12 protein-coding genes are annotated in these 12,248 nt (G+C 39.8%); 3 read left to right on the plus strand and 9 right to left on the minus strand.

The window, feature by feature from the left end:
* Window positions 1-12: 12 nt before the first annotated feature.
* The 3 genes from AC4HCY_RS18795 to AC4HCY_RS18805 all read right to left on the minus strand — a co-directional run bounded on the left by AC4HCY_RS18795 (window position 13) and on the right by AC4HCY_RS18805 (window position 2,338).
* Window positions 13-1,566, minus strand: a complete 1,554-nt coding sequence (locus AC4HCY_RS18795) for a glutamate synthase-related protein (RefSeq protein WP_491094875.1) — start codon at window positions 1,564-1,566, stop codon at window positions 13-15.
* 169 nt (window positions 1,567-1,735) lie between these two features.
* Entirely contained in the window at window positions 1,736-1,957 is a 222-nt protein-coding gene (locus AC4HCY_RS18800) for a DUF5320 domain-containing protein (protein WP_323434084.1), read from the minus strand.
* Between the two features lie 42 nt (window positions 1,958-1,999).
* On the minus strand, window positions 2,000-2,338 hold the full coding sequence (locus AC4HCY_RS18805) for a DUF134 domain-containing protein (protein ID WP_323434085.1): 339 nt from the start codon (window positions 2,336-2,338) through the stop codon (window positions 2,000-2,002).
* Between the two features lie 181 nt (window positions 2,339-2,519).
* On the opposite strand from AC4HCY_RS18805, the gene AC4HCY_RS18810 reads away from it, so the two are divergent.
* A complete protein-coding gene (locus AC4HCY_RS18810) occupies window positions 2,520-2,903 on the plus strand; it encodes a BlaI/MecI/CopY family transcriptional regulator (protein WP_323434086.1) in 384 nt (127 codons plus the stop codon).
* Window position 2,904: 1 nt separating this feature from the next.
* Window positions 2,905-5,151, plus strand: coding sequence for a M56 family metallopeptidase (locus AC4HCY_RS18815; protein ID WP_491094876.1), 2,247 nt, complete (start codon window positions 2,905-2,907; stop codon window positions 5,149-5,151).
* A gap of 136 nt (window positions 5,152-5,287) precedes the next feature.
* On the opposite strand, the gene AC4HCY_RS18820 is transcribed toward AC4HCY_RS18815, so the two are convergent.
* From AC4HCY_RS18820 to AC4HCY_RS18845, 6 genes are all read right to left on the minus strand, one after another.
* The gene (locus AC4HCY_RS18820) at window positions 5,288-5,971 is read right to left on the minus strand and encodes a DUF554 domain-containing protein (protein WP_323434088.1); all 684 of its coding nucleotides are present in this window, start codon (window positions 5,969-5,971) and stop codon (window positions 5,288-5,290) included.
* On the minus strand, window positions 5,971-6,876 hold the full coding sequence (locus AC4HCY_RS18825; protein WP_491094877.1) for a DNA-3-methyladenine glycosylase family protein: 906 nt from the start codon (window positions 6,874-6,876) through the stop codon (window positions 5,971-5,973). The genes AC4HCY_RS18820 and AC4HCY_RS18825 overlap by 1 nt, the downstream gene beginning before the upstream one ends.
* Window positions 6,877-6,891: 15 nt before the next feature.
* Window positions 6,892-7,728 carry an Asp23/Gls24 family envelope stress response protein gene (locus AC4HCY_RS18830; protein WP_323434090.1) on the minus strand — a complete coding sequence of 279 codons (837 nt, stop codon included), beginning with the start codon at window positions 7,726-7,728 and terminating at the stop codon, window positions 6,892-6,894.
* Between the two features lie 125 nt (window positions 7,729-7,853).
* Window positions 7,854-7,982 (minus strand): OadG-related small transporter subunit, encoded by a 129-nt coding sequence (locus AC4HCY_RS18835; RefSeq protein WP_323434091.1) that lies wholly within the window; start codon window positions 7,980-7,982, stop codon window positions 7,854-7,856.
* Between the two features lie 12 nt (window positions 7,983-7,994).
* The gene (locus AC4HCY_RS18840) at window positions 7,995-9,095 is read right to left on the minus strand and encodes a sodium ion-translocating decarboxylase subunit beta (protein ID WP_323434092.1); all 1,101 of its coding nucleotides are present in this window, start codon (window positions 9,093-9,095) and stop codon (window positions 7,995-7,997) included.
* 333 nt (window positions 9,096-9,428) lie between these two features.
* Window positions 9,429-10,085 (minus strand): redox-sensing transcriptional repressor Rex, encoded by a 657-nt coding sequence (locus AC4HCY_RS18845; protein WP_323434093.1) that lies wholly within the window; start codon window positions 10,083-10,085, stop codon window positions 9,429-9,431.
* Between the two features lie 253 nt (window positions 10,086-10,338).
* On the opposite strand from AC4HCY_RS18845, the gene abc-f reads away from it, so the two are divergent.
* The gene (gene abc-f / locus AC4HCY_RS18850; protein ID WP_491094878.1) at window positions 10,339-12,246 is read left to right on the plus strand and encodes a ribosomal protection-like ABC-F family protein; all 1,908 of its coding nucleotides are present in this window, start codon (window positions 10,339-10,341) and stop codon (window positions 12,244-12,246) included.
* Window positions 12,247-12,248: the final 2 nt, after the last annotated feature.

Genomic DNA, 12,248 nt, shown 5'->3' on the forward strand with positions numbered 1-12,248 from the left:
GGAAAAGAAGTGCTATATCATCTCTCTTATTCTATTCCTGTAATCCATAATCGTTGAAATACCTGACACTTCACCGGCTTCCTTAGTAAGGGCTATTATGTCACTACGCTCTATTTTGTCCAAAGCAAATTTACGGTTCAGCGCCATCATCTGGCGAAGTCCTGTAGAAACCCGGTTGATATAAGAAAATACCCCTATAGCTCCGGGAGAAATATTGTCGGCATCAAAGCCATAGGTATCTCTCAGCAGCCTCACATCCCTATAAATATCCGACAGGCTATTTCCATATTTCTGCAAATCTTTAGGTATATCTCCTTTAGCTATCAATTCCCCTGCTCTTTTGCCTGCCATAGCTGCAGCCATTGCGGCTCTTCCTATGGCGATCATGGAAATATAAGGTGCCCCTAAGGAAAGGCCCTTAAAAATCTGGTCCTCCATTGCAAAGCCTCCGGCTGCAGCGACTTTTGGCAAGGTATAGCCTTTATCTTTCATCTCATTTAATATATCATATAATATGCTTTCCATATATACAGGCGGCAAGCCCCATTCATTCATCATCTTGCACGGGCTGTTTCCGCTGCCTCCTCCGGCGCCGTCAAAGGTAACCAGATCAATCTTATTGTTCGAAGCAACCTTCAGCACCCTTATAATATCCGCCGGGTCAAAAGCCGCCATTTTAAAGAGAATACGCTTTACTCCATGCTCTCTCAATTGAGCTATTCTTTTTTCCAGCATTTCTTCGTTCCACATGGGAAGCTTGCCTATTCTTTGAAAGTGAGGGCCGATGCCTTTTTTATGCTTCTCCTGAACTATCGGATCAGAAGGGTCCGGAATTATTAAATATCCTTTTTTCTGAAATTCCAAAGCATCCTCCAGATTATATACAAAACCCATGCCTTGTATGCCTTTGGCTGCCTGCCCGAACTTAAGCTCTACCGTGGCTGCTCCCAATTCTTTTATTGCGTAATCTAAAACTCCTATATGTTCATCATCCACATTAGCCTGCAGTACAATATCACCATAGCCATTATGATATCTATTAAAGCTATTAATCATTTTCTCCAAAAGAGGAGATTTTACTACCTTATTATTGCTCATTTGCAGTTCTGCGTCTTTGACCACTGCATCTTCACCGATGACTGCCATTATTCCTGACAGAGCAGCACCCGCATAGTAGTCGGGCCAATTCAGCTTGGCCATAGCCGGAAGAATAAAAGGTGCTTTTAGTTTGATTGGATTCTCAATCCCCACCGCAGTGCCGATATCCACGTTAGGGAAGCTGGCCTTGCATGTATCCGCATCAATGCCTGATGCGCCAAATACATGTCCATTGATATTGAAATGCGAAAAATCTACCGGATAATCCTTTTCCGATGCAAATTGGCTTTTGTCGGCTCCGACAGGATAAAGGGCCTCCTCCCCCCGGATAGCGGAATAACCGATTTCACAGCTTCCTATGCAATCCGCGGTACAAACGGAACACATCCCTGAAAAAGGCGATAGTTTTTCAGGCGTTCGCATTTTGGTGCTTGTAACTGTACTGCCTAAGGATGGACTAAAAGACATGAAAAACCCTCCTTTAAATTTTAATACGGACGCACTTCTCTATTCTTATCAACAAAATTATGTATACATTGAGTCACATCTCCCAGATAAAAAATACACATGCATCTCATTAAATTATAACTTTCTATTTATTATATTTCAATAAATTTATTGAAGTTTAAGGTAAAAACTATTCTGCTTTATCGATATCTTTAAGTCTTTTGTTTACAGCATCCAATTGGCCTTTGAGATATTCTGCGGTGCCTTTTAAATACTCAGCTTCATTCACAGAAAAAATACTCATATCTTCTGCATAATAGCCTCTCATTGCTCTTCTGGAGGGCAATGAAGGATTGCATCTGCAAAAGGGATAGGGGTTAGGACCCTGCTCTCTCATATTCCATCCTCTCATTCTTACACCTCCTCTTTATAGAGATGCATGTGATTATCTCCTTTAGTCTCTGCCTCCTCTGAATCTCCTGCAATGACCCATACCATTCCCATTGCCGCTCATAAGCTCATAATCTCCGCCTTCTATCCTAATTGCTTTTCCATTTATAATGGCATCTGCAATTTTATGTCTGGCAGAATTAATAATTCTCTGAAAGGTACCTCTGGAAACATTCATTTTTTCAGATGCAGAATCTTGTTCCATAGCTTCAAGATCAGAGAGTCTGAGAGCTTCTACCTCTTCAAAACTGATTATGACCTCTTCGAAATCTTTGGATTTAGGATAAAAATATTGATTGTCGGGCATAAATTCTATTCTTCTGCATTTCCTTGGCCTAGGCATTTTATCACCTCGTTTAGTTATGTGCATATGCTCATAACTAATAATACATCTGATTTTCACTTCTGTCAATATGTTTTTAGAAAATAGAAATATTTTACTTGACATATTTTGTTTACAATTGTAAACTTAAATTAATGTTTACAATTGTAAACAAAGTTATGGCAGATAGGAGGTATTGCTTGTGGGAGATATTCCGAGGATTTCGGAAGCCGAATGGGAGATAATGAAGCTTATATGGAAAAGCAGCCCTATAACCTCAGATGAGATAATATCATCTCTATCAGATAAAATGAATTGGTCCGGTCAGACCGTAAAAACATTCATAAACAGGCTTCTTAAAAAAGGCGCAATAGGCTTTGAAAAATCCGGCCGCAACTATTTATATCATCCCATAGTATCCGAAAAGGAATGTATAAAGGCTGAAAATAAGTCTTTTCTTGAGAGAGTATATGACGGTACTGTAAGCATGCTTTTTTCAAACTTCTTGGAAGATGAACCTTTAACCGACAAAGAGATTGAAAAGCTCCAAAAGCTTCTTGAAGAAAAGAAAGCGGAGAGGATTTAATATGGATATGATAAGCAAGCTTTTTCTCTGGGTTCTATATTCTTCGATAGCCGCCGGTATTTTATCATTGATCATAATACTGATAAAACTGATTTTCAATGATAGAATCGGTCCAAGATTTCATCATGCATTATGGCTTTTAGTTCTGATAAGGCTTCTTACACCGGTAGTTCCCGAAAGCCCTTTAAGCATATTAAATCTTTTACCTGCAAAAATTCAAAATTTTATTGACTCTAAAAAGACTGCTGTTTTGGATGCCTCCGCTTTTTCAGCAGAAGGGTATGATCATGATATTAGCGGTGAAGTTAATAGCTACAGAGATCATGGCAGGAATTACTATGAAAACGACTATGTGCTTTCCTTTGAGGAATACTCAAATGATCAAGGAAAAGAAACTTCGGCCGGATACGCTTTAAGAATAGCTTCCCTGACCTGGTTTGCCGGATTCCTTTCTATGGCTCTTTCTGCTTTAACAGCTATGTTTAAATTTAAGGGTAAAGCCATATATTTCAGAAGACTTGCAAAACCGGATATTGTTTCTTTACTGGAGGATTGTTTAAAAAAACTGGAAATAAAAAGCGGTATTTCTATTTACACAGATGAAAGTTTCAAAAGTCCCTGTATATCGGGAATTATAAGGCCCAGAATCTATTTGCCGGAAGGCATATGCAGCAAAATAAGCGGCAAACAGCTTATGCATATCCTTTTGCATGAATTGGTCCATTGCAAAAGAAAAGACTCTGTTTATAATCTATTGGGAACAATAGCCGTGATGATATATTGGTTTAACCCTGTGGTATGGTTTGCTGCAAAAAGGATGAAGCTGCTCAGAGAAATTGCCAGCGATGCCTATGTGCTTGAGATACTTGGAGAAGAAGAAATAATGCCATACGGTATGACCATGGTCAATCTTTCCAGGATGTTTTTTAATGAGCATAGTCAGTTAAGTCTGATAAGCTTTTTTGAAACAAAAAATCAAATTAAAAGGAGAATTCATATGATCAAAGCATTTAAAAAAGGTTCCTATAAAATTTCTGCGGCTGCGGTTATATGCTGCATACTTATAGGAAGCATAACCCTTACAAACGCTGTGAGCTCCAGCAGCATAACAGACAGCGGCGCCATGACCGCAGAAAAGTCTCAGGGCATGTTGATTGATAAGGCTCCGGCAGACGAGGCCGAATTTCTCATTGATGCACCGCTAAAATCCTACAATGATATTAATAAAATGGCAAAAGTTGCAGAATTTAAATTCAAAGTGCCAGATTTTGTTCCTTCAGGCTATATTCCGAGTGCTTTTCATATGATAAAAGCTTATGAAGGAGCAGATGCGGTAAAGATTTTCTTTGATAAAAAATTGGATAAAAGATCAAGCTTTACTTTTCATGCTTCCACAAAGGATCTAAAAGGATTTCTTAAAGAAAGTGCAAAAAATGAATGCATGAGCGATGAGAAACCGCTTGGCTATGGAAGTCTAAAAGGCTCAATTTTTACTATCACTGCAAGTATAGTTGCTGATGGAAGCGGTTGGGAAAGCACAAAAAAATATTTCCTATGGCAGGATGAAGGCATATTCTATGGTATAGAATATACTTGGGATGTAAAAACATCTAAAGGAAATATCAACAGAAGAATAGACCTATCCCAGGAAGATGTGATGAAGATCGCAGAATCTATAAAATACCTGCCGCATATAAAAAATGTGGATTATGCCCCTATAACTCCCGAAATTTCCACTGAAATCGGCCAATTATCAATATATGATAAGGAAGATCTGGAAAAAGCAAAAACTCTTTTAGGATTTCCTATTAAGTTTCCATTAGTTATTCCAAAAGATATAAAGGCATCCTATGCAAGTGTAGGTATATCCTCCGATTCAGATATAGAAAATAACAAAATCAATTATGAGCTTGTAATGATTTACAATCTGCCCAAGGACTCTCTCACATTTGTTCAAAGGGAAGGCTCTAAAATATATGATCACGCAAGGGAAAAGGGATACTTTGAGCTAAGCATTGGCAAAGCAGATGAATCAAATAAAATAAAAACCCAATCATTATCGATTTCCGGCAAAGATGTCCTGCGATATGAACTTACATATGAAGGCAAAATTTGCGAAACTGATTACATTTGGAAAGAAAACGGCTTTTATTGCACTGCTTCCTTCTCTCCTGAAGCAGAAAATCAAGAGGAAATATTAAAAAGCCTGGTAAATGAAAGGATAATAGATTCTCATACTGGTCAATAAAAATATAAAGGCTGTTGCAAAATTCCAATTTTGGCATTCTGAGCATAGCGAAGAATCTTTAAGACATTGCAATAAAAAGATTCTTCAGTCGCTTTGCTCCTTCGGAATGACAGGTTGAATGCGTTATTCAACAGCCCTATTTCATAAACAACATTATGATTATAGGCAAAAATATACCGGGAATCATATTTCCTACTCTGATCTTTTTGATTTCCAATATGGAAAGGGCCAGTCCCATCAGCAATACTCCGCCTACGGCAGTCATTTCATCCACTACTGCATTGCTAAGGTAAGGAGATGCTACAGATGCCAGAAGGCTCAGGCTCCCCTCGTAGATCAACACAGGTACGGCGGACATCGCCACCCCAAGTCCCATGGCAGCAGCAAATATAAGCGCAGCCACCAAATCCATAACGGCTTTTGCATAAAGAACCTCATGATTTGCCGAAAGGCCGCTTTGCAAAGAACCCATTATCGCCATGGAGCCGACACAAAAAAGAAGGCTTGCAGTTACAAAGCCTTCAGAAAAGCTTCCGCCGACACCTTTGACTTTGGACTGCAAGGAGTTCCCCAAGCTTTCCAATCTCTTCTCTATATCAATAATTTCCCCGATAAGTGTTCCCAGCAGCAAGCTGGCTATCACGATCATTATCTGCTGTGATTTCATAAAAAATGCCACGCCCAATCCAAAGGTGAAGAGGGCAAGGGCATGCATTATCGAGTCTCCAAATCTCTTCGGCAGTCCTTTTTTCATAAGCAAGCCCGTGATTCCGCCGACAAACACTGCAGCAGCATTGGTCACTGCTCCTAATAATATCATTACTTTTCCCCCTTATTGCTGCCTATCTTCATCTCTCTTGCATAATAAAATAAATATTCCTGTGCAAAGCCTGCCAAGTCTCCGAACTTTTCCCGTGCAAAAGCATGGATAGCTTTCATAGGCACATCCTGATGAAGGTAAAAATGCTCCGTCACTCTTTTTATCCACACATCCGTAGGATATGAAGCATATTTCTGCATAGAAAAAAGCATTATGCAATCTGCTACCTTGATACCCACTCCCGGCACCTTCATAAGCTCCTGCCTTGCACTATCGATATCCATAGCCTTAATGCGGTTCAAATCAATTGTACCATCTATGACCATTTGTATGGCTTTGACTATATATTTGCATCTAAAGCCTGCTCTGCACTTTTCTATATCGGAAAGCTCAGCCTGTGACAGCTCTTCGGGAGTCGGAAAGGTATAATAGGTTTCGCCTTCATAATAAACAGGCTGTCCATACATTTGAGAAAGCAGCCCTATGCTCCTGGCTATCATGGGTATCCTGTTATTGGCGGACATTATATAGGATATAAGCATCTCCCACGGGTCCTGTTTTAATATCCTTATGCCTTCTCCATATTTTATGGCTGTTCTTAAGATTTCATCTTCAGCAAGCATTTCCTTGATCTTTCCGTAATCCCTGCCTAAATCAAAATAATCAAACCATATACTTTTGAAATCTTCCATATTTGTATTCAAAATCTGCACCCTGTTGTTTTCTTCATCTGATCTGATATTTATCACCTTGCCGAAGGCAATACCCGTATAGCTGCCGTCAGACGAAGGCTTCCACCGGAAGCATTGGCCGCATTCAAATATGTGCTGCGCATTGAAATGACGGATATTTTCCAGCACTACTCCATTTTCTACAGTTCTTATATTCATATCATTAATTTCCATATTTCTCACATCCTATTAAATCTCGCCTATATATATTTTTCTGTCCGGCAACATCAAACCTACAGTCCATACATTTACAGCGATAACATTTAAACCAGTGGTATACTCCAGCTTTTCTCTCACGATTTGCTGTATATCCCTCATCATTAAATCAAGTCTTTTTTGCAGGCTTAAGGATACTTCCAGATCTATGATAACACCCTCGGCTTTGTTGTCTATCCTGACTTTATTCACCTTAATGGTACCTTCTGCTTTCAATGCAGTCATCTCTACAAGCTGAGCCAAAGCATTTTTAGATATTTCATACTTGCCCAAATAGCTGAAGGTAGGCCTTATTATGGTCTTTTCAGCTATATCCCCGGCTTTTTCCTTCCTTCTGAATATCTTTAGGGAGTCGATAAAATATCCCGAAAAGTCCTTTTTAACTTCCACAGTCGGTACAGGTATTACATGCTTGCCTTCAAAGCGCCGGGATTTTACAGCAGTATCGATCTCCGAATCAGTGGATATGTCGTTTATATATATGATTTCACAAGGCATAGGTATCTCCAAAGCCTCTGTTATCTGCTCCACCATCCTTTTAGAGGTCCCAAGCACAAGTATTCTTTCCGGCCCGAGCTCCTTTAAGGCAGCTTTCACTGCTTCTTTGTGCTTTTCGTCTTTAAACAGAGCTCTGCGAACTGCTGCAAGCTTGGTGCCCTCTTTTTTGGCGGAGCTTCCGGTGATGACCCTGGTGCCCCCGATCAAAAGGCCGTCATCGATAATATATTGAGTATTTTTATCTTTGGCAACCATGAATGCCTTATAGCTTTTGCCGGTGCCGCTATGGCCTATGAGAGCATATACTTCCATAAGATATTACTCCTTTATGATGTACGGGGACACACCCCCTCCAAACGACCCTTCTACTTGGGGTATGTCCCCGTTTATTAACAGCATTCTAAGATATTAATATATTTACCATTGTAACATATTTATTATCTGTTTTCAGGAAATATTTTTGTCAATATTGTTATCAGCATGTAGAAAATAATTATTACCACAAATATGCCTACCATTCCATTTACCATAACCTTTAAGCTTTCATAAAAAACTGCTATGTTCATTTTTTTACCCTCCTATTTCACTAATGCCAAAATCAATCCGCCTGCAATTATAGAGCCTATCTGTCCGGCAACATTGGCACTTACTGCATGCATGAGTATGAAGTTTGTCGGATCTGCCTTTTGCGCTTCTTTTTGAATAACCCGTGAAGACATTGGGAAGGCCGATATGCCCGCTGCTCCTACCATAGGGTTGATCTTATTCTTGCTGAAAAGGTTGAGGAACTTTGCAAACATTACGCCGCCTGCCGTATCGAAAACAAAGGCCGCCAGACCCATCAATATTATCTTTACGGTACTGATATTTAAAAAGCCTTCTGCAGTCATCGTAGAACCTATTGTGATCCCCAAGAGAATAGTTACCAGATTGGCCAGCTCATTTTGTGCCGATTTAGAAAGCCTTTCCGTCACGCCGCACTCTCTGAGAAGATTTCCGAACATCAAGAAGCCTACCAAAGCAGCACTGGTGGGGGCTATTATGCCCGCAATAATTGTGACTGCAATGGGGAATATTATTTTAACCCTCTTGGATATGCTGTTTTCCTCATAGGGCATCCTTATCTTTCTTTCTTCTACGGTCGTCAAAGCCCTGATGACCGGGGGCTGTATTATTGGAACCAGAGACATATACGAATAGGCCGCTACCGATATGGGCGCCAAAAGATTTTTAGCAAACTTGGTGGCCACAAATATTGAGGTAGGTCCGTCCGCCGCACCGATTATCCCTATTGATGCAGCCTCTTTGAGGCTGTATCCCATAAGAGCTGCCAAGCTCATGGTAAAAAAAATGCCGAACTGAGCAGCACCCCCGAAAAGAAGCATCTTAGGATTCTTGAGGAGCGGTCCGAAATCTATCATAGCACCTACGGCTACAAAAATAAGTAATGGGAATAACTCAGTAAGTATTCCTATATTATATAGGATTGTAAGCGGCCCGTGCTCTCCAATAGCTCCGGACAGCGGAATATTGGCCAGTATGGCTCCAAATCCGATAGGCAATAAGAGCATCGGCTCATATTCCTTTACAATTGCAAGATAAATAAGTACAAAAGAAATCACAAACATGATGATGTTCCCAAGGCTCAGTGCTTGAAAACCGCTAAATAAGTCCAGCATTTTCTACATCTCCTTTAGTATATAAGCTATGTTTTACAAATTTTTTAATCCTTATTAAAAAATTTGAATGATATCCTTCATTATTTTTTAACTATGCAAGATATCTTTCTTAAATCATATTATCATATTCTTTAGCAAAAAGATATTTTGAAATTTATTTGGCCCCCTTTAAAAAATAATAAGACCCTTAACACAAAATGATATTGCGTTAAAGGTCTCACTTGACACAGTCACGATAGAGCCAGGCTTATAAGCTGTGATGTTGACTCTATCAACTCAAAGAGCAGTTACTCCCCTTTAATAAGTAGATTTTACCACCTGAATTTTTTGGTGTCAATATTTTTTGGCCTTTGAAACCTCTTCCCTCTCCTTAAGCAAATACGAGATGGTAAAAAGGCTTTCGCTTAGATGCACGTTTTCTACGATAATATCGTCATGTACGCTGACATCTGAGGGCGCAAAATTCCAAATCGCTTGAACTCCGCCTTTGGCCAGAGCCTCGGCTACCTTTTGGCATTGACTTTTAGGAGTGCATATTATGCCTATATCAATACCATTATCCTTTACAAAGCTCTCAAGATTTTCCACATCATGGACCTTGATATCATTTATTTTAAGTCCGATGAGCCTTGGGTTAACATCGAATATTGCCTGAGGAATAAAACCGCTTTTTTCAAAAAAAGTATAGTTCACTATAGCTTGCCCAAGATTGCCCGCACCTACTATAACCGTCTTATAAATCTTATCAAGGCCTAAAATCTTGCTGATCTGCTGATGCAAATCGTCCACATTATACCCATAGCCTTGCTGGCCGAAGCCTCCAAAGCAATTTAGGTCCTGCCTTATCTGAGATGCGGTAAAGCCTGTAATCCTGCTGAGCTCCTGAGAAGAAACTCTCTTTACATCATTCTTTTTTAATTCCGAGAGATATCTATGATATTTAGGTAATCTCCTTACAACCGCCATAGAAATGCTGCTAAATCTTTCCATTATATCAACTCCTATATCTAAGGTAAATTATTGCAATATTCTAAATCATGGCTATAGTTAACAACAATTTTATTGTTAATATTTTATTATATGTCAGTTTAAAAGTCAATTGATTAACTAATTTATTTGGTAATCAAAGTAAGTTTTTAAACCGGAGGGCTGATATTATATTTTCCAATTGCTCCTTATATATTTATATATTTATGAATCTTTGGTAGAATTATTATTGCAAATATCCTTTCAGGAGGTCACAATGATAATTTTATCGACAAAAGAAATACAAAAATCTTATGGTATGGATTTGATCATAAAAGATGCTTCCTTCACCTTGCAGGAAAAGGACAAGGTTGGGGTAATAGGTGTGAATGGGGCCGGGAAGTCCACTTTATTTAAAATAATTGCCGGAATCGAAGACAGAGACAGCGGTGAATTGTATCTGGGCAAGAATATGAGCATAGGCTATATGTCTCAGTTTTTGGATTTCCAGTGGGATACGACCCTGTGGCAGGAAATGCTGAAGGTTTTTTCCGATATAATAGAAATAGAAAATAAGCTAAAGGGTCTGGAACATGAAATAAGCAGCATGAAATCCGGTGCCGATGAGGCCAAAATGGAATCACTGATGAAGGCCTACTCCTCCTTGCAGCAAGAATATGAAAACAACGATGGCTTCGCATATGAAAGCAAAATAAGGGGCGTCCTCAAAGGGCTGGGTTTTTCTCCCCAGGACTATGATAATAGGGTGGCTTTGTTCAGCGGAGGTCAAAAGACCAGAGTAGCCCTGGGCAAGGTCCTGCTGGAGAAAAGAGATATCCTGCTCCTCGATGAGCCTACCAATTATCTTGACATCGAAGCTGTAGAATGGCTTGAAAGCTTTCTCAAAGACTATAAAGGCTCATTGATGATAATATCCCACGACAGATATCTGCTGGACAATGTGACAAACAGAACCTTTGAAATAGAAAATGGCAGGCTTTTAGAGTATGAAGGAAATTACTCGTATTATATTGTAAAAAAGGATGAAAACAGAGAGCAGGCGCAAAAAGAGTATGAGAATCAGCAAAAAGAGATAGCCCGTCAGGAAGCCATAATAGCCAGATACCGGCAGTATAACCGGGAAAAAAGCATAAAGCAGGCTGAAAGCCGGGAAAAAATGTTAGAAAAGATGGAAAGACTTGAAAAGCCCGAGGCGCTGCCTAAGAAAGCTCATTTTAAATTTGAACCCAAGCTGAGAAGCGGCAATGATGTATTGAAGCTGGAAAACGTCTCTAAATCTTTCGGCAGGCCTTTATTTCAAAACTTCAGCCTTGAAATCAAGCGTGGCGACAAAGTAGCCCTGCTGGGACCAAACGGGATAGGAAAAACTACTTTGCTCAAAATAATTGCCGGTATACTGAAGCCTGATAAAGGAACTTTGAGATTCGGCATGTCAGTATTTCCCGCATATTATGACCAGGAGCAGAAAGGCCTTAGTTCCGACAAAATGGTCATCGATGAGATATGGGATGCTTATCCGGAGCTCAACCAGACAACCATAAGAAATGCATTGGCAGCTTTTCTTTTTCAAGGGGAGGATGTTTTTAAGGAAATATCCGTATTGAGCGGCGGAGAAAAGAGCAGGATAGCATTGCTGAAGCTCATGCTCTCAAAGGCTAATTTTCTTTTGCTGGATGAGCCTACCAACCACCTTGATATGGAGTCAAAAGGCGTGTTGGAAGCGGCTCTGTCCGGCTACAGCGGCACTGTGCTTTTTATATCCCATGACAGATACTTCCTCAATAAGGTGGCTACCAAGGTAGTGGAGCTTACTTCCCAAGGAGGCAAGCTGTACGACGGAGGCTACTCCTATTATCTGAAAAAGAGAGAATTGTTCGATACTGATGATGGCGGCGCAAGCGAATCTGAAAAAAATTCGGAAGTTAAAAATGATTGGCTGAAGCAGAAGGAGGAGAAAGCTAAGGAAAGGCGCCAGCAAAAACGCCTGGAGACTATTGAAAAGGAAATAGAAATCGCTGAAGCCAGAATAAAAGAAATCGATATGCTCTTGGAACAGCCTGATATATACTCAGATCATATCAAGTGCAACGAACTTAGCGAAGAAAAAGAAATTTTATGTGCTCAAATAGATGAACTGCTGGAAGAGTGGGCCGACATCCAATAGCC

It is taken from the genome of Lutispora sp. QWL-02 (genome assembly GCF_058315355.1).

Bases quoted from the DNA above. Each gene is read 5' to 3' on its own strand.
- AC4HCY_RS18795 (WP_491094875.1), bottom strand. From the start codon at position 1,566: ATGTCTTTTAGTCCATCCTTAGGCAGTACAGTTACAAGCACCAAAATG.
- AC4HCY_RS18800 (WP_323434084.1), bottom strand. From the start codon at position 1,957: ATGAGAGGATGGAATATGAGAGAGCAGGGTCCTAACCCCTATCCCTTT.
- AC4HCY_RS18805 (WP_323434085.1), bottom strand. From the start codon at position 2,338: ATGCCTAGGCCAAGGAAATGCAGAAGAATAGAATTTATGCCCGACAAT.
- AC4HCY_RS18815 (WP_491094876.1), top strand. From the start codon at position 2,905: ATGGATATGATAAGCAAGCTTTTTCTCTGGGTTCTATATTCTTCGATA.
- AC4HCY_RS18820 (WP_323434088.1), bottom strand. From the start codon at position 5,971: ATGATATTATTAGGAGCAGTGACCAATGCTGCTGCAGTGTTTGTCGGC.
- AC4HCY_RS18825 (WP_491094877.1), bottom strand. From the start codon at position 6,876: ATGGAAATTAATGATATGAATATAAGAACTGTAGAAAATGGAGTAGTG.
- AC4HCY_RS18830 (WP_323434090.1), bottom strand. From the start codon at position 7,728: ATGGAAGTATATGCTCTCATAGGCCATAGCGGCACCGGCAAAAGCTAT.
- AC4HCY_RS18835 (WP_323434091.1), bottom strand. From the start codon at position 7,982: ATGAACATAGCAGTTTTTTATGAAAGCTTAAAGGTTATGGTAAATGGA.
- AC4HCY_RS18840 (WP_323434092.1), bottom strand. From the start codon at position 9,095: ATGCTGGACTTATTTAGCGGTTTTCAAGCACTGAGCCTTGGGAACATC.
- AC4HCY_RS18845 (WP_323434093.1), bottom strand. From the start codon at position 10,085: ATGGAAAGATTTAGCAGCATTTCTATGGCGGTTGTAAGGAGATTACCT.
- abc-f (WP_491094878.1), top strand. From the start codon at position 10,339: ATGATAATTTTATCGACAAAAGAAATACAAAAATCTTATGGTATGGAT.